The following is a 25,178-nucleotide window of genomic DNA, read 5'->3' as shown; positions in this document are numbered from 1 at the left end:
GACAACGCCCCCCGTCTCACCCTATCAACAGGGTGGCCGCCTTCGTTCGGATTGGGTGGCCGCTTTCGATCGGAATCGCTGGCCGCCTTCCGTCGGAATCGGTGGCCGCTTTGCCTCGGATTCCGCATGGAAGGCTTCCCATCCAGATTGTCGCGCTATACGTAATTGACTTCAAAACCACCAAATTAGAGCTGTGGCAGCTCGCGCTGAGCTTTGGTCCAGCTTCATGAACGTCCATCCATCGGGCGCCGACTGCAACAGAATATAGGCGTCGAACGCGCAAGCATGGCGCGCAAGATAGAAGAGCGCTTCAGTTTTGCGAAGACATTCTCTTGTGAACGCGGGACAGACTATGCTGTGACTACGCAAATCATCAAAGGGCATACCAACCAGCGTCGCCTGCTACATCGCAAGGCCGCTGCATAAATTGAAATCCGGCGAGACTCTCCGCTAGATTTGAGCGCCACATTACTCAGCTCTGACGACGGGCAGTAATCGCCGTTGCTCTTCCCACAGGCATCCCACTGTTACGCACCCAGGGAACGCCGTTAGATGGGTCGCGAAATACGGGCCCTCTATGTCGCGCCATAAGGTCGGCTGTCCACAACCCTCAGCGCCCGTTGTGACATAACTGCTCCTCATCTTTTCCCTATAAGGGACCGCGGACCGAGATCGGCGATCTTGGTAGCGCCGATCTGGGTCATGCTGATCTCGATCTCGCGGCGGAGGATCGCCAACGCGTTTGCCGCGCCCACTACTTCGCTGACGGTCCTGACATCCACCAGATAACGGGACACGCATTTGGCGGAAAGCCTATTCGTTGGAGACTATCCTCATCGTCGGTGCCGCCTTCGATATAGTCGTAGCGGGTCTTTCGCAGCCGCTTCTTCGCCAATTTGCGCAGATCCTCGACATTCATCACCTCTTTTTCCGTCGGCAGCCCTGATTTGTCCTCTGCTATGCTAACGCTTCTTCATGTGACCTTGACGCAACAACTCGCGTGCCAACACTCGAGATGCGGTAGAATGGCTTTCCACGTCGGATTTTGACGCTCCGAGTACCCTAAGCAGGTGGTGCAGTATGCCAATGCCGGCCACTCTCCCGCCCGAGGTAGACGTCGGGCAGGTTAGGTCGGCGAGGCTTCGTCGGTAGCTCAGTAATCAGGACGATGCGATAAGGCGCCTGCCACGTTTGGAAGACGCGCAAACACCGCAAGGAAATTGCTCGCCGGGCAGCAGCAGTTGGGCCCAAAGCTTGGGCCAGGCCGTGTGCGAAGCCGCCGACGCCCTGCCGGCGAGATCACTGTACCCGCCAAGCCTGCCACCGTTCCCCAATGTGTTGGAGATTGGTCTTGCCGTCGGGGCGCTTGGCGGTAAGCCAAGCCGAATCCTCATGCACCACTTTCGAGGCATTCTCTGGATTAGTGCTTAGGAGGGGAGCCAGATCAGAGGGCAAATACTTAGCCTGATTTGTATTTGGCCCGGGGTAGCCTGTTCCTACGGTAAAGTCCGCGGCAACTTTTGCTCGATTTACGAAAGCGAGCAGCTTCTGCGCGTTTTCGTTGTTCGGGCCGCCCTTTAACACTGTCCAATACGTATAACTGACATACGCGCCGTCCCAAGTAATGCCAATGGGCGCACCTTGACGAATTGATCCGATCGCCCGAGCGTCGTAGTTACTGGACATTACGACCTCTCGATTGATGAGTAGCTGATTTGGCTCGTTCCCTGCCGTCCACCATTTCGCTATATGCGGCCTGATTTCGTCGAGCTTTTTTATCGCCCTGTCAATCTTCTCATCCGTCAGCGGCCAGACGTCTGATTTAGCGACCCCGTCGGCTTGCAAGGCGAACACGAAGTTATGCTTTGCGTTTGTGGGCAGCGAGATAAGCCCACGTGGACCGGGAAACGCTTTAACATTCCAGAAGTCCGCCCAGCTTTTTGGACCATCATCTCCAAAGACCCGCTTATCGTAGGCGATCAAGCTGGCCGATGCGATTGCCGGAACCGCGTCCTTGAAACGGACCGATTTGGGTGTGCCCTCCAACGACTCGGCGTCCCAAAGGCCGTAGTCAATCGGCAGGAACATGCCTTCCGCGTCCATCGTCGGAAGGTTTGCTGCCACTATGAAGGCCACATCCCAATCAACCCGTCCAGCTTGGTTCATCGCCTTGACCTGAGGCTCGGCAACGTCAGCAGTCACGTCGACCACCTTGATCCCAGTTGCTAGGGTAAAGGGCTCGTAGACGTATTTGTGAAGGCCTTGGGTAGTCGGCCCCCCCCACGAGAACACAACTACTTGACCGCTACCGGTGAGCTTGTCCTGAGCAAAGGCGATCGTAGATCGGGATACTGCAGGAATAGCCATCGCTGCAGCGGCCGCCCGCAAAATATTCCGGCGGTTAATCTCGGTTTGTTGTGGCTTGCCGTTGATCGTATCGTTCATGGCTTACCTCCTGGTTTCATTCCGATACTGCCTTGGCTGCGAACTGCGCCTTCGTAGTTAAAGTAAGTCCCTATGCGCGCGCTGGAGAATCGGCGGGATTAGAACCTCCCTCCCCGAAGCGAATCTGGAAGCACCGCATCGCGCGCGGCGACCATATGGGCCAGTTGTGCGGCTACCGCGAAATATTGGACAACAAACGGGCCGCCCTGGCGCGCTCCAGCGCCAAAACAGGGGGCACCGGCCCTCGCCGAGCCGGCAGCTCCAGTAAAGTCAAGTTGCTCTGAACGACTCTAAGCTGCCGCGACCGAATCTGCGATCGCCCTTGAAGTCTTGGGCGCCTATGTCCCCGGTTGTCTCCCCCTGCTTGCGACCCGATCGAATATGGGCGCGCAATATTGAGCTACATGAACCTCTACGAAGGGTAAGGAGAATTCGAGATGAATAACTGCATTAATTTGCGTGTATCGCTCAAGATCTGCGATCTTGAGCTCTCTTTGTGAGCGCTTCGCCGATCCCTATGGGGTTTGGTCCTGACGCCTTTCAGAGCTCCGACGGGAGCTGATTGTTAGCCACCCACCGGACGTTATTTTACTGCCGATGCATAAGTTCGTTCGCCATGCCGAGACTCTGCAAGGTTTCGTTCCCTAATTCTTAGCGGCGATCTCCAGAATCTTTTTAGCGGTGATCCGCAGACCCGTTTGGGCAATCGCGACAGATCTGGAGAAGTGCATTATGTTCATCATCGACGTGGAGATTGTCGCGGCGCTTGAGAAACTAGAGGCCGCGATTAATCCACAGCACGTGCATGGTGAGGCGCGGGCCTCGATTCGGAGCTCACGGGTGGCGCGTTTCAGGATCGGCCAACCGCGGCAATAGCTACGGTCCTTGCCGGAAAAGATGTTAAACGGAAAGACCGTAAAGGGCGGTCATCGGTCATGCGCAATGGTCGCATGGTTGAGAGCGGCGACGGGGACAGAATCATCAAGGCGAAGAAGGTCGGTCTAGCGCCATCGTTCTTGCAATCAACGCTGACAAAATACACGTGCAGTCATTGGTATCCCACTCTTAAGAAGCGCCACAAATCTGAGGAGCCCCGCGTCCAGAGTGCCCCACCAAGCATCGAGCTGCTGTGACGCACTCATACGATCGGTACAGGAAATGTGATTTTTGCAACTCTGCGGAAGACCGACAGTCGAGCCTGCCGCTGCCACAATTCATGGTTTGTGCTTAGCCTTGCTGATGCATGTGGCCGGGTACGTCCAGCATGATCGGCCGCGACGACGAACGCGCGGCCGATCCGTCCGGCTACCCCGCGCCGATCCATGACAGCGATCGGGGCGGAAGTTCTCGTCAGGCCTTGTTCCGGTAAGCCCAGCAATCGATCTCGACGAGAGCACCATTCCACAACTCATGCACAGCCATCGTCATTCGAGCCGGCGGATTATCGTCCGTTGAGGAGGGGAACACCTTTGTGTATTCGGCGTGCATGGCCTCGTAATCGCTCCACTTCACCAGGTAAACGGTTGCCTTGACAACATCTGCGGAGGTGAGGCCGTTGGCCTCAACGATCTCCAGGAGATTTTTTAGTGCCTGCCGGGTCTGTGCAGCTACTTGCGCAGCGCGGTCACCGGGCGCGGTGGCGAGCCCTCCAGGCGCAGTACCCAATTGGCCCGCCACGTTCAACAAATCGCCAGCCCAACGGGCTGGGCTGCAAGGAATCTGCTTGCTCATTTTGTGTTCGTACCTTTCCTGAGTGATTGATACTTGACATGCGAAAAACCTGAGAGGAGCTCATCACACTTCAAGGAATGCTATTCTGAACATCGCGCAGGTTTTCACCGAGGTTTGATCGCTGTCGTGGCGCTTCGAGCTCACTTCGGTTTTTTAAGCAGCTTTACCACGCAGTCTCGCAAGAACTCGCTCGGAGACGCCGTCACTGTTGCTTCCGCCTGTGCTAAGGGTCAGCAGTCCGGCATCAACTCTACAGATGCACTACTGAGCTCGCGCTCGTGCAGGAGGCAGAGTCCGACGCCAATGATTACTGACGCAATTGCGGCGGCTGCGTCCGGCATGAGCGATTTGTTGGCTGAGTTGCCAGCGGATGCAGGAACGCCGCAATCCGTGGCGTGGCGTGTACACAAAGAGTCGCTTCATCTGCTCACGCTCCAGACGGTGAGCCGCATGCGCCGCAGTTAGACCCAAAATCATCGCTGACATTTGCCCAAATTGCGAGATGTCCGCTGCCGCCGTTATCAGCTCCCATAATCTTTGCGTTTGCCCCAGAGCGATGTGTCCGGCTGCGTAAGCCGGTGATCGAGGACGCAGCCCGGCATTACATTCGAGCGTGCCGCATTAAATCTATAAAGACAGCGACTTTCATGCACCGCGGCCCGAACGTCTGACCGCCGCCCGAACTATGGGAGCTCGCCGGGTTCGTGCGTCCCAGCCACCTGCTCCCAGAGGCGGAAGAAGTTGCCACCCATCACCTTTCCTACTTCTTCAACGGAGTAATCCTCAGCCAACAAGCCATGAGCGATGGCACGGAAGTTTGCTTCTTCGCCGAATTCGGGCATGTATGCCGGTTGTGAGGAACTGCCCACCTCGCGGATGAGGTCGCTGCCGATGCCGACGTGATCGATGCCGACGAGCCGCGTGATGTGATTGCAGTGGCGCATGAGGTCGCCCAAGCGAGGCATCCATTCTCGGACGAGAATGATGCCGATGACCCCGCCCTTCGCCGCGATCGCCCGGATCTCTTCGTCCGTGAGGAAGCGATCGAAGCCAATCTGTTCTTGTCCGTTGTAGAGGCTCTGAACGCCAGTGTGGCTGCATATCACGGGGTGCGAAGAGAGCGCGAGGGTGTCCATGATCGTCTCGGTATTGGCATGCGCCAGGTCGATGACGATCCCAAGCTCATTGCACGCGCGAACGACCTCACGCCCAAAAGGCGTCAGGCCTCCGGGTGAGTAAGGAAAGGTCTGGACGTGCCCGACTTCGTTCGCGCGCATATGGACCAATTGCACGAGTCGCAAACCGCGACGATGGAACTCATGCAAGTTGTCCATGAGCCCTTCCAGGCTGTCCGCCCCCTCGAGAGCCGGCAGCAACGCAAGCTTCCCTTCACGCTTGGCCGCTCGCACGGCTGCCGGGCTTTCCGCCAGGACAGCGTCGCCGTCCTTGATTGTCTTCAGGATCGCCGACAGGCGATCAAGGTCGAGTGCAAAAGGCTCCCCGCGCTTTGGACGGTACCGGCCGCGAAAGGCCGCTCCGGATCCGGGCGGGTATTGGCCGGATTCATCGCGCTTCACGCAGCTATATGTCGCGTCGCCGACGAGGCTGCAGACGACAAGGTCCATGAGACTCGAGCGATATCGATCGAGTTCGTCGGACGCGATGCGCGGCACACCGGGCCAGCAGAAGCCGCTCGGATGGGCATGTATGTCGACGAATACTGTCTGCTGATGGATCTGTTCGAGTCGATCCGGGCGACTTGCGTCATCCATATTTGCCTCCGTCATGCGCGCGAGCGCACTATTAAAGAATTGTACCGAACGTGGCGTATGCTCGCTTTAGCATCCGAGGCGGAACACCAGGAGGGACGCGCCCAAGCCTGGATACCGGAATGAGATGCTCTCGAACAGCGACAGATAAGAACGCAGGAAGCCTAGGCTGCCGTCGTGAACCTGCCCCTCGCCGAGATCACTGGACCCGCCATGCCAGCCAGCGTTCCCCGATGTGTTCTAGATTGGTCTTGCCATCAGGGCGCTTGGCGGCAACCCACGCCGAATCCTCGTGGAGCACCTTCGAGGCATTCTCCGGATTGATGCTGAGCAGCGGAACGAGATCAGAAGGCAAATGCTTCAGCTGATTTGTATTTGGTCCGGGGTACCCGGTACCCAGGGTAAAGCCCGCAGCAACAGCGGCTCGATTCAGGAAGGCAATCAGCTTCTGCGCGTTTTCGGTGTTCGGCCCACCCTTCAATACCACCCCATACGTGTAACTCACGTATGCGCCATCCCAAGCCATCTGAACGGGTGCCCCTTGACGAATTGAGCTGATGGTTCGACCGTCGAAGCAACTAGTCATTACGACTTCTCGGTTGATCAGCAACTGATTTGGCTCGCTGCCCGCTGTCCACCACTTCGCGACGTGCGGCTTGATTTCGTCGAGCTTCTTGAGCGCCCTATCGATCTTGTCATCGGTCAGCGGCCAGACGTCCGATTTCGCAACCCCATCGGCCAGCAAGGCAATCACCATGTCGATTCTTGCGGTTGCTGCCAGGCCCGTGAGACCACGAGGACCAGGAAAGGATTTGACATTCCAGAAGTCAGCCCAGTTTCTTGGCCCATGATCCCCAAGCGCCCGCTTGTCGTAAACGAGCAACTGCGCCGATGCGAACACCGGGACAGCCGTCTTGAGACGGACCGATTCGGGTGTTCCCTCTAGGGATTCAGAGTCCCACAGGCTGTAGTCGATGGGTACGAACATGCCAGCGTCGTCCATGGGCGGAAAAACGGCAGCTTGCAAGAAAGCCGTGTCCCAATCGACCCGCCCCGCCTGGTTCATCGCCTTGACCTGAGGATCGGAAACATCAGCAATCACGTCGACTACCTTGATCCCGGTTGCTTCCGCAAACGGGTCGTAGACGTATTTGCGAATTCCCTGAGTAAACAGACCGCCATATGAGAATGCGACGACTTGGCCGGAACCGGCGAGCTTATCCTTGGCAAAGGCGGTCGTGGATTGCGCGATGGCCGGAATAGCCATAGACGCGGCTGCAGCCCGCAGAATGTCCCGGCGATTGAATTTAGAGTTTTCATCGGGAGCCGAATTTATGCTCCTCGACTGCCCTTGCGACTCTGGACGTTTGTAGTCCATGACTATGTGCTCCCTTCGCCGGCATAACTTTGAGCGTAAAACTGATGCACATTAAGTGAAATGGTGGATGAATAACTGCATCGATTCTGCTTTCGTGCTGCAGTTCTGCGCGCCGACGCTTTCTTTTGCCGAAATCCAAAGATGGTCGCCTCGCGGCCGATCAAACGCACAAAGCAGTGGGGTACGCGCCCTACAGATCCTCCGAGGGTCATTCTCATTGCAAGGGGCACGACATACGGCGGCTCATAGTATCTCCCCCGTGATGATCGCCGCCAGATTAAAGTCGATCTTGCAGGCGACCTATCCAACGCGGGCGTGGTAGGAACATGGTCGGCAGCGACGTCATTTTTCGAGGCGATGGCCCCTTTACGAGCCGAGCAGCCCGGCCAGCATCTGGCCGGATCGTTTGTGGTCCTAGTCGATCTGACGCGGTCCGTTCGTCGCGATACGCTCGGCCGATCTGCTCGCCGAAAAGCACCCTGGAGCTTTCTTTGATATCTTTGAGAACCTCTGGATGAGCTGTGGCGAGCGCCATGTGCCAGCAATCAAGACGTCGAGCACGTAGGCTAATCCCGGCTGAATTGCTGCGACTGCAGCATGCACCCGCGCTGAAGGTTGTAACGGACGAGTCCGCGTTTCCAGCGGCCTCAGATCCGGCATGGCACAAGCCATGCCGGATCTAGTAGGTTCAGCCGCGCTTCTTGAGACCAAGAATTGCCCGCGCCTCAGCGGGTGTGGCGACGCTGCCGCCCATGCGCTCGATAATCCCAACCGCATTTTCGACAAGTTCGGCGTTGGAGGCGAGCACGCCACGTCGAAGATAAATGTTATCCTCTAGTCCTACTCTGACGTGGCCGCCCATGGTGACCAGCTGTCCGACCATTCGCATTTCGTCCGGGCCGCAGCCGAATCCACCCCAGACGGCGCCCGGCGGGAGAATCTCTCGCATCGCCTGGAGAGCGATCGGAACGCCCGGCGCACCATAGCCCGTGCTGAGACAGAACTGGAAAAGAGGCGGCGCCTCGATCAGCTGTTCTGATATGAGCCTCTTGGCCGTTTCAATATGGCCAAGATCAAAGCATTCAAGCTCGGGTTTGACGCCGGCTTCTCGCATGAGCTTGGCCAGTTCTCGCAGGTCCGACATGCGCGCGACGAAAATGCGTTCCCCGAACGCCATCGTGCCGCAATCCAAGCTGCTGATCTCTGGCTGAAGTTTGACGGCGTGAAGACAGCGCCCCAAGGGCGTTCTAAGGGTGCTTGTTTCACCAATCTTTGGCGGCTCGATGGAATCGAGCACGAGTTCACCATCCATTCCGCTGGTCAAATTGATGATGACGTCAGTCGATGCGTCCCGAAGCTTCTTGACGACCTGTTCATAGAGGTCAAACCGGTTCGATGGGGCACCGGTCTCTGGGTCGCGGACATGAATGTGAACGACCGCGGCTCCGGCCTTCGCTGCGTCCAGCGCCGCATCCGCGATTTGCGAAGGCGTGATCGGAATCTTGGGATGTTTCGCAACAACGGCAGAATTGCCGCCGGTCACGGCACACGTGATGATAACTTTCTCTGACACTTGAAAACTCCTGTGTTGATAATCTTCCATGCGATCAGTGGGGCTACGGCCCAACTAAGCGAGGTTTTCTGCCGGTAGTGGCTTATCCTGACGGCGCCTGTGCCTCGCAAAAAGCGTCGATCGATGGCTGTGATCGTTTCAGACGCCGTGAGTCGACAGTCCGGCCCGGCGCTGCGCTAGGAGTACCTCGATCACCATCCTGTCGCGGGCCGCCGCAAGTTCGGTCCGGCTGCGGTCGGCGGACATGGCGCGGCACCCTTGCTCCATAGCCCGGATGAATTCAGGCGTGAACTCCGGCGGTTTAACGTGAGACAGAGACGGTTCGCTGCCCTGATAGAAGCGCTCAAAATAGGCGCCGATACCGGCGGGATTGCCCATGTTGCGGACCATGCAGGGGCCAATTGCGCTCCAGCGTGGGGCGAGACCATGCACAACTGCAGCATCGATCTGCTGGGGTGTTGCATGGCCCTCAGCAACCAGGTGCATTGCCTCCCGCTCCAGCGCCGCCTGCAGATGGTTGGCGATGAAGCCAGGGATCTCGTGATCCATCCGAACAACGGTTTTCCCGATTGACTGGTAGAATGCCTCAGCAGCGGCGAGCGCCGCCTTGCTGGTGTGCGCTGCGCCGGCCACCTCAACCAGCGGAATGAGATAAGGGGGGTTGAACGGGTGTCCGATGACGACGCGCGGCGATCGCGAGCCTTCTGCCTGTAGGTCGGCGATGGTGAACCCGGAGGTGGACGTGGCGATAACCGCATGGGCAGGCACCAGCGGTTCGATCTCCGCATAGAGTTTTCGTTTTAGCTCCAGCCGTTCGGGAGCACTCTCTTGCACGAAATCGGCGGCAGTCACCGCCTCCGCCGCTGTCTTCGCCCAGGTCAGACTGCCGCGATCCTCGGCACGCGCGCCGAGGCGCTCCTGGGTCGGCCAAGCCGTCTTGAGCAGTTCATCGAGGCGATCTTTGGCGTCTGGCGCCGGATCCCACACGAGGACGTCGAGCCCACGCGCCAGAAAGTGCGCAACGAATCCGCCGCCAATGATTCCCGTGCCAATGCACGCAACTTGGCGAATCTGACCTGGCCCACGAAAAGCGCTCATAGCTTAGCCTCGTCTCTGTTGAGCTTGCCAACCTGATAAATTGTCATTGATTGTTCCTTCTCTCGCATCGAGAGTTTACGCTGGCTCACGCCGCCGGATGAAATCCGTCGGACTTCCACGTGAGTAGATGGTTTGAAACATCGCGGTGGTCGGCCCCGCACTATCTGCCCTTCCAAACGGGGGCGCGCTTTTCGGCAAAGGCCCGAGCACCTTCAAGGCTGTCCTCCGACCCATAGAGTACGTCGACGGTCGCAAGCTGACGGCGTGTCAACCGGTTCATAGCGTCCTGAAACGAGAGCGATTCAGAGACACGCGCTGCTTCTTTGATTGCCGCAAAGACCAAGGGCGGGCCATTAGCGAGCAGGCGTGCGACCTCCCAGACCCGTTCTTCGAGCTTTTCCTTCGGCAGCACCTCGTTCACCAGACCCCAGCGATGCGCCTCAGCCACATCCATCCACCGCCCGGTGAAGAGAAGCTCCATTGCAATGTGATAGGGCATGCGTTTCGGCAGCCTGACCGATGCTGCATCCGCCAACGTTCCCGCGCGGATCTCCGGCAGCGCAAAGGAGGAATGATCGGAGGCGTAGATCAGGTCGCAGGAAAGCGCCAACTCGAAGCCGCCACCCACCGCCATACCATTGACGCACGCGATCACAGGTTTGTTGAGACCGCGCAGTTCCTGCAGTCCCCCGAATCCGCCGATGCCCCAGTCGCCATCGGCCGTCTCGCCCTCCGACCTCGCCTTCAGGTCCATCCCGGCGCAAAAGAACTTGTCACCGGCGGTCTTGAGAACGGCGACGCGCAAATCCGGATCGTCGCGAAAGGCCTTGAAGGTTTCGCCCATCAACCGCGACGTCTTGGGATTGATTGCGTTAGCCTTGGGCCGGTCCATGGTAACTTCGAGAATTGCGCCTTCGCGATGGATCCTGATCGCTTCAGACATTCTTGTCTTCTCCGTACACGAGCAACGCATCCGCGATCCAGGCTCCCTTGCCTTCGGCACAAACGATCAGCGGGTTGATATCGAGTTCCTCGATCTCGGCATTCTGCTGCACGAAGGCAGCGATGCCCGCTATGGCCCCGATTGCCGCTGTCACGTCGGCCCTGGGCCGCCCCCGGTACCCTTCGAGCAATGGGTAAAGCTTAAGGCCGCGCAACGCTGCCTCGATGTCACTGTGTGTTGCCGGCAGCATCAGAGTGGCACTATCGCGCAAAAGCTCGACCAACACGCCGCCTGAGCCCAACGTCATCACCGCGCCAAAGATCGGATCGCGAGTGAATCCGACGATGAGCTCGGCGACACCATCGCGCACCATGCGTTCAACATAGAGCGCTTTGGCTAGAGGCAGCAGATCGCGTGCCGCGTTGTTGATGGCTTCAGCGTCCCTGAGGTTGAGCCGCACGGCTCCGACCTCAGATTTGTGGCTGACGCCGAGCGCCTTCAGCGCCACTGGGAAACCAAGCGCGTGGGATGAGGTCACCGCCTCGGCTGCGCTAGCGGCGCGCATGCCTTCGGGCACTGGCAGTCCGGCCTGGATCAGCCGCGCCTTCGCCGCTGCTTCATCGAGCGCAATACGGCCGACTGCGCGTGTGCCTGAACCGGCAGTGTTGACCGGTTGTGTCTCTGGCTGACGCCAAGCAGAGCCAATGAAAGCGGCCGCTTGGGCGGCATCCAACGCTTCCGCAACGCCGAACAGTGGTGTGATCCCCCGCGCCATCAGTTCTAGCGCGTAGTCTTCAGGCATGTTCTCGTGCAGCGAGGTGACGATTGCTCCATTCGCATTGTTGCTCTTCAGCGCGGCTTCGAATGCGCGCACGATGGTCCAATAAGGAGCAGCGTTCGAACAGCGGTCGGGGCGCTGGAAGTCGAGCACCGCCATATTGAGATCGAAGCCGCCCGACACCATTGCGGTGAAGGTGGCGGTCAACGCCGGCTCGTTGTTCCAGGTGAATGTGTTGTAATCGAGAGGGTTGGCCACCGCAACCAGCGGCCCGAGCGTTGACCGAACACGTGTGCGGTGTTCCTCAGTGAGACCAGGGAAGCGCACCATGCGACCTTCCGCGGTGTCAGCCATTACTGAAGCTTCGCCACCCGAGTAGCTCATCGACGACAAGCGATATCCCGACAAAGGCCCGGTGAGGTGCAACAGTTTCAGCGTTTCAATAAAGGTGGGAAGGGAATCGACCCGGGCGATTCCGAGCCGCTTCAGGAACGCGCCGGACGCGGCGTCGGAACCAGCAAGCGACGCCGTATGCGAAATCGTGGCCTGCCGGGCCTGCTCCGAACGGCCGGCTTTCATGGCGATGATCGGCTTTCTCAACTGTCGCGCGCGTGCCGCCAGTCTTTCGAAACCGGCCACTGAGTCGAAGCCTTCGATGTGCAGGCCAAGCGCGGTCACGCGCGTATCCTCGATGAGGCCGTGCGCAATTTCGGAAAGCCCGGTCTGCGCCTGATTTCCAGCTGTCATCAGAAAGGCAATGGGCAAACCGCGCTTTTGCATCGTCATGCTGATGGCGATGCTGGAGGACTGCGTGATGATGGCGACGCCAAGTCCACCCTCGGCAAGTCGGATTCCACCATGCTGGTCCGGCCATAAAAGCGCGCCGTCGGCGTAATTGATCAGGCCGTAGCAGTTAGGACCGATGATCGGCATCTCGCCGGCGGCGGCGACCAGTTCGGCCTGCAGCCTCTCGCCGTCTGCGTCATCGGCTTTCGTCTCAAGGAAACCGGCGGCAAAACAAACAGCACCTCCGGCATTCCGCTCAGCCAGCGCCCTGATCACCTCTATGGTGAGGTGCCGGTTGACGCCGACCCAAGCAGCATCCGGCGAGCCAGGTAGCTCGGCCACGGAACGGTAGGCTTTCCGGCCGGCAACCCGGTCTTTGGTGGGGTGGACTGGCCAGATCTCTCCAGCAAAGCCCATCTTCATCGATTGCGCGACGACAGTGGCTGCCTGCTTACCGCCAAACACGGCGATCGATTTAGGCCGCAGAAGACGCTCGAGCTTGCTCATTGATCAGCCCCGTTATGCGGCATCGCCATCGAAATGAGCTTGAGGCATTTTCGGTCCTCCTCGCAATTGTGCTCGATGCGGAGCGGCGCAGCCCGCCCGGCCGGAAGGTGTGACGATGCAGACGCGAGAGCTAAACATGACATTCGAATTCGACTGGAGTTGTTCTTCAATTGACTTGCCCGTTACTGAGCCCTCCAAGGCCGGCAAGCCGCTTCAGGTGATGATCGGCATCGCCAAAAAGCATGTCGAGCATGGTCACATGCTTGAAATAGTGGCCGATGCTGTACTCCATTGTCATTCCAATGCCACCATGAAGCTGGACGGATTCATGGCCGATTGCCTTCGCGGATCGGCCGATCTGGACCTTCGCCGCGGAAATGGCACGCTCGCGCTCGATGGCGTCATCCTCACCCGCCATCATCGCGGCATACATGGCCATCGAGCGCGACTGCTCCAATTCGACAAACATGTCGACGGCACGATGCTGCAGCACCTGGAAACTACCGATCTTCTTGCCGAACTGCTCACGGGCTTTCAGGTAGTCGAGCGTGATCTGCTGCATTGTTTCAAAACAGCCGACAGCTTCCGCGCAGAGCGCTGCGACCGCCTCGTCCGCCACCCGGGTGATGATTGGAAACGCGCCTTCTGGATCCCCAATGACGTCAACATTCTTGATGCGTACATTCTCTAGGATGATTTCGGCCGCACGCAGACCATCCTGTGTCGGATAGCCACGGCGGCTAAGGCCCGGCGCGTCGGCGTCAACAATGAAGAGGCCGATCCCATTCCTCTCGCGTGTATCTCCGGAGTTGCGCGCAGAGACGACGATCTTATCGGCAGTATCGCCGTGCAGGACGAGGCACTTTGTGCCATTCAGTATCCATTCGCCGCCGTCTTTTTTCGCCTGCGTCTCGACGTCGAACAGATCGTAGCGCGACTGCGGCTCGGCATATGCGAAGGCGAGCTTCAATCGGCCTTCCGCGATACCGGGGATCAGGTCGGCCTTTTGTGCTTCGCTCCCCCCAAGCCGAAGTAGCCCGCCGGCAAGGACAACCGTTGCGAGATAAGGCTCGAGGATCAGCGACTTCCCGAACGCCTCCATTGCAATCATCGTCTCGACGGCGCCGCCGTCGAAGCCGCCATGATGGTCAGAGAATGGCAATGCAAGCAGCCCGATTTCTGCGTACCGTGCCCACATTGCGTCACTATAGCCTTTTGCGTCCGTCTGATAAGTGCGGCGCTTCTCAAAGCCGTAGCTGTCGGCCAACAGTCGCTCTACGCTGTTTTTGAGGAGCTGTTGTTCCTCCGATAGGTCAAAGTTCATGATCAAGAATCTCCTGGATGAGGGGCGCCTCGCCAATCTCGTTCGAGCATCACAGACCGAGGATTGCTTTTGCGATGATGTTTTTCTGGATTTCTCTGGAGCCCGAATAGATTGACGCCGCGCGGCTGTAGAAGTAGCCGGGCGCGATCGTTGCAGCCCAGTCGGGGCCAATCGGCGGCTCGTTACCTTCGAGTTGGTCTTCGGACAGATAAGGAAGCGTGTAAGGACCGGCCACGTCCATCAGTAACTCCGCAATCGCCTGCTCGATTTCGGCGCCCTTGAGCTTTAGGATGGAGCTTGCAGGATCCTGCGCACTCTTCTGCTGCCTCGAGGCGTTCGCTAACACCCGAAGCTGCGTCATTTCGAGCGCCTTCAGCTGGACTTCGAGGGCGGCGATCTTCTCGCGAAACGAGCCTTGGTCTATTATCGGCTCCCCGCCGGCGCAGGACCGTGCGGCAAGCTTCTTGATGCGACCGATGCTTTCCTTTGAAGAGGTTACGCCGGCATCCGAAAACCGCTCGTTGGCGAGAAGAAACTTAGCGTAGTCCCAGCCCTTGTTCTCTTCGCCGACCAAGTTCTCGATCGGAACACGAACATTGTCGAAGAAAATTTCGTTGACTTCGTGACCACCGCTGATCAGCTCGATAGGGCGCACTGTCACACCAGGGGTCTTCACATCGACCAGGAGAAAAGAGATACCCTGCTGTTTCTTCGCTTCGGGATTTGTCCTCACCAAGCAGAAGATCCAATCAGCGTATTGCGCCCAGGTCGTCCAGGTCTTCTGACCGTTGACGATATAGTGGTTGCCGTCACGTACTGCCCGCGTTCTGAGCGAGGCAAGGTCTGAGCCGGCGCCTGGCTCCGAGAAGCCTTGACACCACCAGTCCTCAGCGTTGGCGATACGCGGCAGGTAGTACTTCTTCTGGGCCTCATTGCCGAAGGTGTAGATTACGGGACCGACCAGAGACTCGCCGTAGCCAAACTGTGTCCAGCCGGGAAACGCCCGCACCTCCTCTGTGAAGATGTAATATTGAACCGGGGTCCAGCCCGCCCCCCCGTACTCCTTTGGCCAGGTGGGCACGCCCTTCTTGTAGAGGACGCGCACCCCGGCGGCCTTTTCGTCTTTCGACAGCTTTCGCCCTTCAGCCAACTTGCGCCGCAACTCCGGCGGCATGTTGTCACGCAAGAGCTGACGTACGTCTTGGCGGAAAGCCCGCTCTTCTTCTGTGAACGCGATATCCATCGATTTCTTTCGGTTAGCAATTCTGGCTTCGATCCCAACGCTGCCGGATGCTGGCGCCGACGCGCTCGGGACGAGGCAACTTGGCGTGCCGTTCGGCGAGTTCTAGCAACCCCTCGCGAACCTTACCCCGCACGGGCGCGCTACGCCGGCTGCTGGCGTCGACATGAATGAGCATCTGTTCCGACATCGCAACCGGCTTCTCGTCCGCCTCACGGGTAAGAACGTGAAAGACATGAAGGCGCTTGTCCTGTGCACCGAGCACCTGCGTGAGAACTTGGGCACGGTCGCCGGCGCGCAACTCCCCCAGGTGGAATAAGTGGGTCTCGACCGTGTAGAAAGCACCGCACTTTGACCGGTACTCGCTGTCTACGCCGACATAACGTTCCAGGGCGCCTGTGGCTTCACTGAAGAGCTGGAGGTAACGGCTCTCATTGACGTGTCCGTTGCTGTCGAGCCAGTCAGAGGGCATTTGGGCCGGCGGCATCCGCAGTGGTCCGCAGCCATCGTCGATTTTGAAGTTGGCCTCCCGTAGGCCCTGCTCCCAAAGGGCAACCGTCTCGCCCGCGCCATAGCCCTGTGAACGCAGTCCTTGAAGAAGGGCCACGTAGCAGTCATCGCGTTTCTGTTCGATCTCGAGGCCGCTAAGCTTCTCACCTCGATCGTCTGCTTGCTTGGCGAGCTTGTCGAGGAAAGTGTCCGTGAGCTCTGGCACCTTAGTGAGCTTCGACCACGGCCACTTCAGCATCGGCCCCCATTGCTGCATGAAGCGGCGCATGCCGCCTCCGCCGCCTGCAATACGGAAGGGACCCATAATCGCCCGGCGCAGCCCGAAGGAGTAGCGGATGGCGTCATCGACCTCCTGCACCGTGGCTAGATCATCGTGCACCAGCCAGAGCGCCTCGCGCCACATTGCCTCCTGGAGCCGGGTTGCGATGAAGCCGTCTACCTCTTTGCGCACCACGAGCGGGTGCATTCCGAGTCCCCGGTAGATCTCCGCCGCCCGCTCCAACGCCTCGGGTGCCGTCCTCTCTCCACCACACAGTTCGACCAGCGGCAGCATGTAGACTGGATTGAAGGGGTGCGCGACAAGAAAGCGCTCCGGCCGATCCATCTCAACCTGCAGTAACGATGGGCGCAGACCTGAGGTGGACGAGCAGATCAGCGTTTCCGGCGCGGCCGCTCGGCTGGCGGCCCCGATGAGTTGCTGCTTGAGGTCCAGCCGCTCCGGCGCCGACTCCTGCACGAGATCGACGCCCCGCACCGCGTCGGCAATCGATTCCGCAACCGACAGACGTCCCTCAGGCGGCAGCGCGACTCGCGTCAATCGCCGATATGCCCGCCGCGCATTCTCCAACTGCTGCTGTACCCGCTGCAGTGCACCAGGCGCGGGATCGTGAAGCCGCACGTCCACGCCGTTAAGAATAAACCGCGCAGCCCAGCCGCCACCAATCAAGCCGCCTCCTAACAATCCGACCGTTCGCAGCCGCCTCTCAGACATGGGCCTTCACCTCACGACCGACGCTGAGCGCCGCCTTTTTGCGCACCTCGCTCGGGCCTGGCTCACGACATCTGCAGTGCTCAGTCGCCCAATCCGCTTTGGTCGCCGGCCGCGTCTATGGTAACGGACATGATTCGCACAGCGGTGGCGCCAGCATCGATCCGTGTCGATGACCAAATCTGTTGTCTGCTCCTGGGTCAGCTGCGGATGCGGACTGGACTGTACCGCAGCCCGACGTGGTGCAACCGCACAGGTGATGACTGCCTCCGAAACCATTCCACCCTCTACCGTCGCTGAAACACTCAGCTTGAACACGGGCAGCGACAAATTTTGACTGCGGGATTTGTACTTCGCCCCTCCATCTGGTTTTGATCGATAGAGGCGGATGCAACGCAGAAATCCTGCGTATCTTTCATAACGTACGAAGATTCTGCTGCGCCGCTTTCAGTTTGATGTAAGGAGACCACTCAAGCGGGACAGATCGGGGACCGGGCCGTCCTTAGGAGAACAGAGGGGATCGCCGAAGCCTAGGATTGGACCAGCGGGAGCCTGCATGATATATTGCTGCATGTTCATTGGCGCGAGCCACTCTCACTCGACGATGCTCATCGGCTGGCGGAGAGAGCACAAAAAAGGGCCACTCCCGAAGGAGTGGCCCAGTATTGGGGAGGAACTCCCCACGCGAGACCCTCTGAGATCAAGCCGCAGCCTGATCAATAGGCGAAATGAAGAGCGAGCACTCGCCGCAAATCTTCTCGTCAGTACCCTCGCGTCAGGTCGATCACATTTTGCAATGGCTTCTTATCGATAAACCGTTGCAGGTTAGCGGCGAATATCTCGAACAGGCGCGCGGAATAGTCGCCCGGATATCCGGAGACGTGGGGGGCGACGAGAACATTAGGCATCGTCCAGAGCGGGCTGTTGGCCGGGAGCGGCTCCTGCTCGAACACATCGAGAAGAGCCCCCGCTATGGTGCCTGCTCGCAACTCCTCCACGAGCTCGCTCTCCGCAACGACTGACCCGCGAGCAATATTCACCAGAAAGGCACTGCGCCGCATAAGACGAAGCTGCTCACGCCCAATCAGCCTAGTCGTTTCGGGAACGAGGGGAACGGCAAGCACAACGAAGTCGGAGAGTTGCAAAAGCTCTGCAAGGCCATTGGGCGGGAGGAGCCTGTCTACGCCCTCCACTGGCGCGCTCACATCGCGCTTCGTCCCGAGTACTGTCATCCCCGCACCTTTGCCGCGGCGGGCGATGGCAGCTCCGATCGAGCCGAGGCCGACCACGCCGAGCGTCTTCTGCGAAATCGGCGGCACCGGACGTGTGTGCCATTCCTTGCGAGACTGCTCCTGCATGAAGCGTGGGAAGTCCCAGTGCATCATGCCAATGCCCGTCATGACAAAATCCGCGATGGAATCGCCATGGACGCCTCGAGCATTGGTGACGATGAGATCGCGGATACGGTTGCAAGTCGGCAGAATCGCGTCGATGCCCGCGGAGGTCGACTGGAACCAGCGTAGCCGACGGGCCTTGTCTAGGACCTGGGGAGGAAAATCAATCCCGGAGCCAACAATGACATCAGCATCCGCCACCTGGGATTCCAGTGACGCAGTATCTTTGGCGCTCAAGACGCGCACGGTCGGAAAGCGCTCATGGACGCGGCGCGCAACTTCGGACCCATGGACCAAGACGGTGACGGCAGCGATAGCGGAAGATGTGGACGATGTCATCACCGGCTCGTCCTTGTTACTCGAGTAAACCGAAAGGACTTTTGAGCACCAGCGCGCCCTGTGCTTCCCTTAAACGCACAGGTGATGAACACCTCGGAAGTCAATGCACCCTCTCCTGTCGTTGGAAGCCCGGCCTGTCCCCGCCCCGGGCTTAGCTATAAGCTATCACGCAGCTTGTATTCTGCTGAGGGATTGGAAATTGACCGATGTGGTCTGTTAGAAGCCGAAATCCTGCGCATGCGTGGCACAAGATGAAGCTTTTATCGCGTCGGGGCAGTAAGCTTTCGCAAACGAGCCACGAAAGCCTAGTCGCCTCCAGGATACCTACAGTCACGCGCGACAAGGCGGTTCGCCAGATGAGCAGCGCACGACATCGGGCCATCGCACGTTGAGATAAGCAGTTGCGCACTGTGGGGCCGGACGACGGCTTATACAGACATCGGCCTTAGTTGACCCCAAAGCAGAGGGCAAGCTCAGGTGATCCGCTCGCCCGCTTGGCTCCCGGTGAACTCCACCCGCTCTCATTTTGCGGCTCTGCATCGCGCCAGAATGCATGAGCGGGCAAGGCCCGGCAAGCGACCTGTATCCGCGCGCTTGCAAAGCAGCGTCCGCGCTCCATGCCGGCGCGAACCACGCGCGCCAGACAGGCCATAACCTTCGCCGCCGCCGTGCCCCAAGGCTGCACCCAAGGCACTTGGCCGGCCTTCAGCTCGGCGATGGTCTTACTGGTGATGTCGCCATAAAGGTTTGTCGGTCCTCACCGATGCGCGCCCGAGGATCATGCCTGGACATCGCGGATATCCGGACGGGCGCCACGAGCCTCTCTCGCGGCCTGTAACGCGTCACGGCAACCGCGCGACACTCTTACGCTCAGCCTCTAAGTGAGAATGTGAATCTGCGAGGGGGCTTGGCCCTTCGTGCGATTCTTCATGGGAGTTGGCATTGAGGTGCCACGGCCGCAGGCCCTACCATGCGGGCGCCAAGGTCGCCCCAGCAGAAAAGGGCACCTGCAGGAGCGTGAGCAAAGCGACCCCGAAGCCGGCACGCGTGGCCGAGTGCAGCGACGAGACCGGTTACCTTTTCGGATAAAATAGCCGGGCAAATGCACCAGCATTCCCCCTCTACCTACGAATGTGCAGTAGGAACCTGTACGAATCTGAAATATGTGTAAGTTTTTGGGGGTAATTATAGCGATGACCGGCTTGTCATTCGAAATCCTTATTGATGACGCCCTTGCCGGCATCACTTCCGTGTCTCAGCTCACCACCTTGGTAAACAAGCGCGTTCTTAGCTTAATTAACGACTTCGAAGACACCGAGTGGCGGTATCTCAAATTCCAGAGTTACCTCTGGGACAATATAGCTGAAACCGCATTGTCCCAAAGAGAGCGATCCGCACTTGTGGATCAGAGTCACAGCAGCCTCATAGCAGCCGCTCAGAACCTCAGATTGACTGACAAGGACGAGGTGGGTCAGGGAAGCGAAATAGCCGAAGTGTTCTTGTATGGCCTAATGCGCCATCGTTTTGGCGCTCTGCCTGTCGTTCCGAAGATATTTTACAAACAGAATGTTCAGGACAACGCCAAGGGAGCAGACAGCGTACACATTGTAGTGAAGGGCGACGACTTCACACTGTGGTTCGGCGAAGCGAAATTCTACAACTCCATAGCTGATGCTCGCCTCGATGCAGTAGTGACCTCCGTCTTGAACTCACTATCGACCGATAAGCTGAAGAAAGAAAACGCGATCATCACCAGCGTCTCGGACCTGGATGGACTGCCAATCCCCGCACGCCTTCGAGAGAAGATCAAAGCCGCTTTGAGCAACCGCGAGTCCATCGACAAGCTGAAGGCGAAGATTCATATACCGATCCTTCTATTACACGAATGCCTCACGACGGCCGCTGCCAGCGAATTATCGGAGACCTACAAGACGGAGTTGGCCGCCTTTCACAAGGAACGGGCTGAATCTTACTTTTCAAAGCAGCTCGCAAAATCCAGTTCAGTTCACAAATACGATGATCTCAACTTCCACATCATACTCTTTCCGGTCCCAAGCAAGAAGAAGATCGTTGATGCGTTTGTCCACGCCGTCGCTTTCTACAAAGGACAGAAATGATGGAGATTTTTGAGACCTGTCAGGAGATTAACGGGCTCCTATCGATCCAGAATGAGCTGGCTGCCAGAAATCTATTGATACAGCTGCTGGCAGACTTGGACCGGGCCAAGACGCCCTACCCGCAGTTAGTGAACCAGATGATCCGCGCGACGGGCCTGTTTCCCTACCTGCAGCTTGAGAGCGCGTCGTGGGACCAAAAATACGTACATCAGGCGTTTGAGGTTGACGTTGGCCGCCGATTGGCAACCCTACACCGAGAGCAATCCTCTGTCCTTGCCAGACTTCTGAACGGGAGGAGCGTCGCGGTAAGCGCCCCAACGAGCTTCGGAAAGAGCTTTATCATTGACGCGTTTATAGCCGCGAAGCATCCGGACACGGTGGTGATCATCGTTCCGACAATCGCGCTCATGGACGAAACACGAAGGCGACTGTTCAAGAAATTCTCCGAACACTACACGATCATAACGGCACCGGATACGCGGCTCGGATCTAAGAACATCCTCATCTTTCCGCAGGAGCGCGCCTTCGGATACCTGGCGTCCCTTAAAACGATCGACCTTCTCGTCGTCGATGAATTCTACAAGGCGAGCCAAGAGCACGATCCCGAGCGCGCCTCCTCTCTGGTAAAAGCGATGTTAAAACTTTCGAAGAAGGCAAGCCAGCGATACTACCTTGCACCGAACATCAAGAAACTCAATGATAATGCGTTCACGCGCGACATGGAGTTTGTTGAACTCCTCAATTTCAATACCGTGTACTTGAATATCCAAGAACCGTACAAGGAATTTGGAGGAGACGCCGCCAAGAAGGGCGCGAAGTTGATTGAGCTGATTTCTCCGGGCGATGAAAAATCACTCATCTACGCTGGTACTTACGCTGAAATCCGAAAAATAGCCGATCTTGTCATCAAGAACCTGCCAGCCGTAGATCGGATATACACCTCAGCGTTCGCCAAGTGGCTGAGGGAAAATTACGAAAAAGACTGGCTCTTGGCCGACCTGGTCGAGCGGGCCGTCGGGGTTCACAATGGCAGCATGCACAGGTGCCTGAGCCAGCTGCAGATCAGGCTGTTTGAGTATGAGGACGGCTTTGACAGCATTGTCTCCACGTCTTCTATCATTGAGGGCGTCAACACTTCTGCTCAGAATGTGATCGTATGGCGCAGCAAGCTTGGCAGCACCAACCTCAAGGATTTTACGTACAAGAATATTATTGGCCGCGGCGGGCGCATGTTCAAGTACTTCGTCGGCAACATCTATCTGTTAGATGCGCCGCCAAAATCGGAAGATGCCCAACTCGAAATCTCGTTCCCAGACAAGATGTTGGGAACTCTCGACGAAGATGGCGACGCAGACCAGCTGACAGATCGTCAAATTGAAAGGATCGTCGAGTACAGAACCCAAATGTCCGACATCATTGGCGAGGAACAATTCGCACGTCTTAAGAGGGAAAATGTTCTGCAGGACAGCGACGCAGACTTTCTGCTGCGCTTGGCAAAAGACATGAGAGACGCTCCAGATGATTGGAGGGGGTTCGGCTATCTCAACTCGTCGAATCCTGCCCAGTGGGAATCCATGCTGTATAAGGTGCTCAAGCTCAAACCCAGCGGTTGGGATACAGCATGGTCTAACGTGGTAAATGTGACCAAGGAGATTGCGCACAATTGGCGTGATGATTCGTCCCAGATTATTTCAACCTTGAGGCGAAACGGTATTAGCATAGAGGACTTCTTCAAGCTGGAGCGGACTGTTACATTTAAGTTGTCTGCTCTGCTCGGCGACACAAATGAGCTTCATAAGATCATCGTGAACCCTGCTGTTGATATCTCAGGGTTCGTAGGCAGGATGAGCCGCGCGTTCCTTCCTAGTGCAGTCTACCATCTTGAGGAATACGGCCTACCGCGCATGATATCGAAGAAGATCCATGCGGCCGGTCTCATCAATTTTGAAGATCCCGACATGGATCTCCTCGGGGCACTCGGCCGATTCAAGTTTTTGGGGAGTAACGCCGTACTAGCGATCAAATCTCTAGGACCTTTTGATCGCTACGTTGTGCGCGTCTTTTTCGATGGGATTACTCCTGACGAGTCCCAGACGCCGGATGGCGCTTGATAGCATGTTGCGCTCAAGACATGAGCTGCTGCCGGTTTGATGGACACCAGGTTAAGCTAATCCCACCTTGCGCTCGAACTCAACCGGGCTGAGATAGCCGATGGTCGAGTGCCTGCGGATCGTGTTGTAAAATCTTTCGATATAGCCGAACACATCGGCTCGTGCCTCGTCTCTGGTTCGGTAGATCTTGTTGGCGGTCCGTTCGGTCTTGAGCGACGAGAAGAAGCTCTCCATCGCTGCGTTGTCCCAGACGTTGGCGGAACGGCTCATGCTGCAGAGAATGCCACGGTCGGCCATCGAGCGCTGGAACTGCTCGCCGGTGTACTGGGCGGATTCAAACGGTCGTCGCAACACGAGTTATTTCACTCATGACAGCAGATCGTCAAGCGCCTCCGCCGGCGTTTTCCAGCCTAGTGGGCATTGAGGGCCGCTGCCACCGCGGATATCTCCTCGGCGCTGTGGATGCTCAGGTCTGTGCCTTTGGCAAAGTACTGCCGCAGCAACCCGTTGGTGTTCTCGTTAGTGCCGCGCTGCCAAGGGCTTTGCGGGTCGCAGAAGTAGACCTGGATACCCGCATCGATCTTGAGATGATCGTGCTGAGCCATTTCGGCTCCCTGATCCCACGTCAGCGTTCGCCGCTGTCCTTCGGCAAGCGCCGACGTCCCGGCCGCGCCCGCAAGCCTTGCAGGCGCACCAGCCGCTCAATCCGGTGCAGGCCGCAATCCGCCCCGTCGGCGAGCAGGTCACGCCACACCCGCCGTGCGCCATAGGTACGGTCGCTGGCGGCGAAGCTGGCCTTGACCTTGCCGCCGAGCTCTTCGTCGCTGCGGAATCTGGCGCTGGGAGAGCGGTTCAGCCAGGCATGGAAGCCCGACCGCGACACTCCCAGCTCGCATAGCTGTCATTCGGCCTGCAATATTGGCTCTGACGCATATTCGATGATCGTGTTTGTTTTTATGGCGCGCCAATCAGCCTAGCCTGAAGGAGATCGAGTTTAGCGCGCCCGTACATTTGCCGTTTGACCGGCTTGAGCTTGGTGATCTGAGCTTCCACTTGGCCATTGGACTATGGTGCGTGATTGCAGCGTGCACCGCGCCCTTATCGTTAGCGATGACATTCGCGAATGAGCCAATGAGGCTCCGCTGGGATTCATCTATCCAAGATTCGAGCTCGACCTCGGCCCTCTTTCGGACCATCGCGTGGAAGCGGCCAACGAGAGCGTGGGCATCGGCCAGCATAGGAACGCTTTGTTCAATAGCGGCAACCGTGACGGTCTCGGCCTTGGTTAGGTGGTCGCGCTTCGTCGTCATCAACTGCGCTATCGTCCTGGCGGCGGGGACCTTCTGCAATTGTTGACGGCTGATAGTCTCGGCGCGTCGCCGTCGCGTGGCCCATTCTGCCACCACGCGCAGTGATCCCTTAAAGCCTTGCCCTTTCAAACGGCGCCAGAGTTCGGCGCCGTTGCGACAGCCGCCTGACCATTGCGCGTCCAGCAACGGCAGGTGCCCATCCAGGGTGCTTTGACGGGTGCGGAAGACATCCGTACCGCCGCCGCGACTAATTGGCGAACCAGATTGCGACTATGTCCTGTGCGGCGGACGATCTCCTTGAGCGGCACACCGTCGCTGACAAGAGCCGCGATTGCGGCATGGCTGTCCTGGCGCCGCAGATAGCCCTGATAGCGAAGCTTTTCCGCGCAGGTTAGCAGTTTAGGATCGATCGTCGTCGCCCCGATTACGGTTCGGATTTTGCTAATGGAGCGGCAAACCGCATCAAGAAAGGCCGCGCTCGCGTTTGCCATCAGATGCCAGCGGTCGGCGACCTGGATGGCGTTCGGGAGCGCCTTGGCTGCTGCCTCGCCATATCCACCACCGCGATCTCGCGACACAATGTTGATGCCCGGGTGGTTCGACAGCCACGCCTGAACGGTCGCCGTTTCCCGGTCAAATGATTCGAAGGAGCTCCCATGAAGCAGTACGTCGGGCTGGACGTCTCACAGAGAGAAACCGCTGTGTGCGTCGTCAACGAGACTGGTCAAGTAATCTTCGAAGGAAAAGCCAAGTCTAATCCTGGTGCCTTGACTGACCTGCTTAGCAAATATGCGCCTCATGCCGAGCGTATCGGCTTCGAGACCGGCGCGATGGCGA

Annotated in this window: 15 protein-coding genes and 6 pseudogenes; 4 read left to right on the top strand and 17 right to left on the bottom strand. The window is 58.2% G+C overall.

Annotated features, from left to right (window positions below):
• Positions 1-1,299 precede the first annotated feature (1,299 nt).
• Entirely contained in the window at positions 1,300-2,445 is a 1,146-nt protein-coding gene (locus GWG67_RS36915) for an ABC transporter substrate-binding protein (RefSeq protein WP_275174586.1), read from the bottom strand.
• Positions 2,446-3,177: 732 nt separating this feature from the next.
• On the opposite strand from GWG67_RS36915, the gene GWG67_RS36910 reads away from it, so the two are divergent.
• Complete coding sequence (locus tag GWG67_RS36910; protein ID WP_275174585.1) at positions 3,178-3,321, top strand: hypothetical protein; 144 nt, start codon at positions 3,178-3,180, stop codon at positions 3,319-3,321.
• A gap of 474 nt (positions 3,322-3,795) precedes the next feature.
• Here the strand turns inward: GWG67_RS36910 and GWG67_RS36905 are convergent, their stop codons facing one another.
• From GWG67_RS36905 to GWG67_RS36850, 12 genes and pseudogenes are all read right to left on the bottom strand, one after another.
• Positions 3,796-4,176 (bottom strand): RidA family protein, encoded by a 381-nt coding sequence (locus tag GWG67_RS36905; RefSeq protein WP_275174584.1) that lies wholly within the window; start codon positions 4,174-4,176, stop codon positions 3,796-3,798.
• 683 nt (positions 4,177-4,859) lie between these two features.
• Positions 4,860-5,948 carry a dipeptidase gene (locus GWG67_RS36900; RefSeq protein WP_275174583.1) on the bottom strand — a complete coding sequence of 363 codons (1,089 nt, stop codon included), beginning with the start codon at positions 5,946-5,948 and terminating at the stop codon, positions 4,860-4,862.
• A 196-nt stretch (positions 5,949-6,144) separates the two neighbouring features.
• Positions 6,145-7,323, bottom strand: coding sequence for an ABC transporter substrate-binding protein (locus GWG67_RS36895; protein WP_275174582.1), 1,179 nt, complete (start codon positions 7,321-7,323; stop codon positions 6,145-6,147).
• Between the two features lie 688 nt (positions 7,324-8,011).
• Complete coding sequence (locus tag GWG67_RS36890; RefSeq protein ID WP_275174581.1) at positions 8,012-8,896, bottom strand: 3-keto-5-aminohexanoate cleavage protein; 885 nt, start codon at positions 8,894-8,896, stop codon at positions 8,012-8,014.
• A gap of 138 nt (positions 8,897-9,034) precedes the next feature.
• Positions 9,035-9,994 carry a 3-hydroxyacyl-CoA dehydrogenase NAD-binding domain-containing protein gene (locus GWG67_RS36885; RefSeq protein WP_275174580.1) on the bottom strand — a complete coding sequence of 320 codons (960 nt, stop codon included), beginning with the start codon at positions 9,992-9,994 and terminating at the stop codon, positions 9,035-9,037.
• A gap of 160 nt (positions 9,995-10,154) precedes the next feature.
• Entirely contained in the window at positions 10,155-10,937 is a 783-nt protein-coding gene (locus GWG67_RS36880; protein WP_275174579.1) for a carnitinyl-CoA dehydratase, read from the bottom strand.
• Positions 10,930-13,008, bottom strand: coding sequence for an acetate--CoA ligase family protein (locus tag GWG67_RS36875; RefSeq protein ID WP_275174578.1), 2,079 nt, complete (start codon positions 13,006-13,008; stop codon positions 10,930-10,932). The genes GWG67_RS36880 and GWG67_RS36875 overlap by 8 nt, the downstream gene beginning before the upstream one ends.
• Before the next feature lie 166 nt (positions 13,009-13,174).
• Positions 13,175-14,332, bottom strand: coding sequence for an acyl-CoA dehydrogenase family protein (locus GWG67_RS36870; protein ID WP_275174577.1), 1,158 nt, complete (start codon positions 14,330-14,332; stop codon positions 13,175-13,177).
• Positions 14,333-14,381: 49 nt separating this feature from the next.
• Positions 14,382-15,575 (bottom strand): acyl-CoA dehydrogenase family protein, encoded by a 1,194-nt coding sequence (locus GWG67_RS36865; protein ID WP_275174576.1) that lies wholly within the window; start codon positions 15,573-15,575, stop codon positions 14,382-14,384.
• Between the two features lie 13 nt (positions 15,576-15,588).
• On the bottom strand, positions 15,589-17,073 hold the full coding sequence (locus GWG67_RS36860) for a 3-hydroxyacyl-CoA dehydrogenase NAD-binding domain-containing protein (protein WP_275174575.1): 1,485 nt from the start codon (positions 17,071-17,073) through the stop codon (positions 15,589-15,591).
• Positions 17,074-17,831: 758 nt separating this feature from the next.
• Positions 17,832-18,803, bottom strand: a complete 972-nt coding sequence (locus GWG67_RS36855) for a D-2-hydroxyacid dehydrogenase (RefSeq protein ID WP_275174574.1) — start codon at positions 18,801-18,803, stop codon at positions 17,832-17,834.
• Positions 18,804-19,458: 655 nt separating this feature from the next.
• Positions 19,459-19,595: pseudogene (locus GWG67_RS36850) on the bottom strand (ArdC-like ssDNA-binding domain-containing protein); the annotation flags it as partial.
• A gap of 401 nt (positions 19,596-19,996) precedes the next feature.
• Here GWG67_RS36850 and GWG67_RS36845 point away from each other — a divergent pair.
• A complete protein-coding gene (locus tag GWG67_RS36845; RefSeq protein WP_275174573.1) occupies positions 19,997-20,920 on the top strand; it encodes a DUF1837 domain-containing protein in 924 nt (307 codons plus the stop codon).
• A complete protein-coding gene (locus GWG67_RS36840; protein ID WP_275174572.1) occupies positions 20,917-23,031 on the top strand; it encodes a DEAD/DEAH box helicase in 2,115 nt (704 codons plus the stop codon). Before GWG67_RS36845 ends, GWG67_RS36840 begins: the two co-directional genes overlap by 4 nt.
• A 51-nt stretch (positions 23,032-23,082) precedes the next feature.
• Here GWG67_RS36840 and GWG67_RS36835 read toward each other — a convergent pair.
• From GWG67_RS36835 to GWG67_RS36820, 4 pseudogenes are all read right to left on the bottom strand, one after another.
• Positions 23,083-23,367 (bottom strand): annotated as a pseudogene (locus GWG67_RS36835) (IS3 family transposase); the annotation flags it as partial.
• 30 nt (positions 23,368-23,397) lie between these two features.
• A pseudogene (locus GWG67_RS36830) lies at positions 23,398-23,669 on the bottom strand (IS30 family transposase); the annotation flags it as partial.
• Positions 23,660-23,929 (bottom strand): annotated as a pseudogene (locus GWG67_RS36825) (IS3 family transposase); the annotation flags it as partial. The pseudogenes GWG67_RS36830 and GWG67_RS36825, both read right to left, overlap by 10 nt.
• 56 nt (positions 23,930-23,985) lie before the next feature.
• Positions 23,986-24,976: pseudogene (locus tag GWG67_RS36820) on the bottom strand (transposase); the annotation flags it as partial.
• A 21-nt stretch (positions 24,977-24,997) separates the two neighbouring features.
• On the opposite strand from GWG67_RS36820, the pseudogene GWG67_RS36815 reads away from it, so the two are divergent.
• Positions 24,998-25,178 (top strand): annotated as a pseudogene (locus GWG67_RS36815) (IS110 family transposase); the annotation flags it as partial.

The sequence above is a fragment of the Bradyrhizobium sp. CSS354 genome (assembly GCF_029051725.1).
Classification (GTDB): Bacteria; Pseudomonadota; Alphaproteobacteria; order Rhizobiales; family Xanthobacteraceae; genus Bradyrhizobium.
This window is presented reverse-complemented; position numbering and strand designations above follow the sequence as displayed.

Excerpts from the sequence above, each read along its gene's own strand:
- GWG67_RS36900 (WP_275174583.1), bottom strand. The coding sequence starts at position 5,948 with ATGGATGACGCAAGTCGCCCGGATCGACTCGAACAGATCCATCAGCAG.
- GWG67_RS36855 (WP_275174574.1), bottom strand. The coding sequence starts at position 18,803 with ATGACATCGTCCACATCTTCCGCTATCGCTGCCGTCACCGTCTTGGTC.
- GWG67_RS36895 (WP_275174582.1), bottom strand. The coding sequence starts at position 7,323 with ATGGACTACAAACGTCCAGAGTCGCAAGGGCAGTCGAGGAGCATAAAT.
- GWG67_RS36840 (WP_275174572.1), top strand. The coding sequence starts at position 20,917 with ATGATGGAGATTTTTGAGACCTGTCAGGAGATTAACGGGCTCCTATCG.
- GWG67_RS36910 (WP_275174585.1), top strand. The coding sequence starts at position 3,178 with ATGTTCATCATCGACGTGGAGATTGTCGCGGCGCTTGAGAAACTAGAG.
- GWG67_RS36880 (WP_275174579.1), bottom strand. The coding sequence starts at position 10,937 with ATGTCTGAAGCGATCAGGATCCATCGCGAAGGCGCAATTCTCGAAGTT.
- GWG67_RS36875 (WP_275174578.1), bottom strand. The coding sequence starts at position 13,008 with ATGAGCAAGCTCGAGCGTCTTCTGCGGCCTAAATCGATCGCCGTGTTT.
- GWG67_RS36915 (WP_275174586.1), bottom strand. The coding sequence starts at position 2,445 with ATGAACGATACGATCAACGGCAAGCCACAACAAACCGAGATTAACCGC.
- GWG67_RS36885 (WP_275174580.1), bottom strand. The coding sequence starts at position 9,994 with ATGAGCGCTTTTCGTGGGCCAGGTCAGATTCGCCAAGTTGCGTGCATT.
- GWG67_RS36905 (WP_275174584.1), bottom strand. The coding sequence starts at position 4,176 with ATGAGCAAGCAGATTCCTTGCAGCCCAGCCCGTTGGGCTGGCGATTTG.
- GWG67_RS36870 (WP_275174577.1), bottom strand. The coding sequence starts at position 14,332 with ATGAACTTTGACCTATCGGAGGAACAACAGCTCCTCAAAAACAGCGTA.
- GWG67_RS36860 (WP_275174575.1), bottom strand. The coding sequence starts at position 17,073 with ATGTCTGAGAGGCGGCTGCGAACGGTCGGATTGTTAGGAGGCGGCTTG.
- GWG67_RS36845 (WP_275174573.1), top strand. The coding sequence starts at position 19,997 with ATGACCGGCTTGTCATTCGAAATCCTTATTGATGACGCCCTTGCCGGC.
- GWG67_RS36865 (WP_275174576.1), bottom strand. The coding sequence starts at position 15,575 with ATGGATATCGCGTTCACAGAAGAAGAGCGGGCTTTCCGCCAAGACGTA.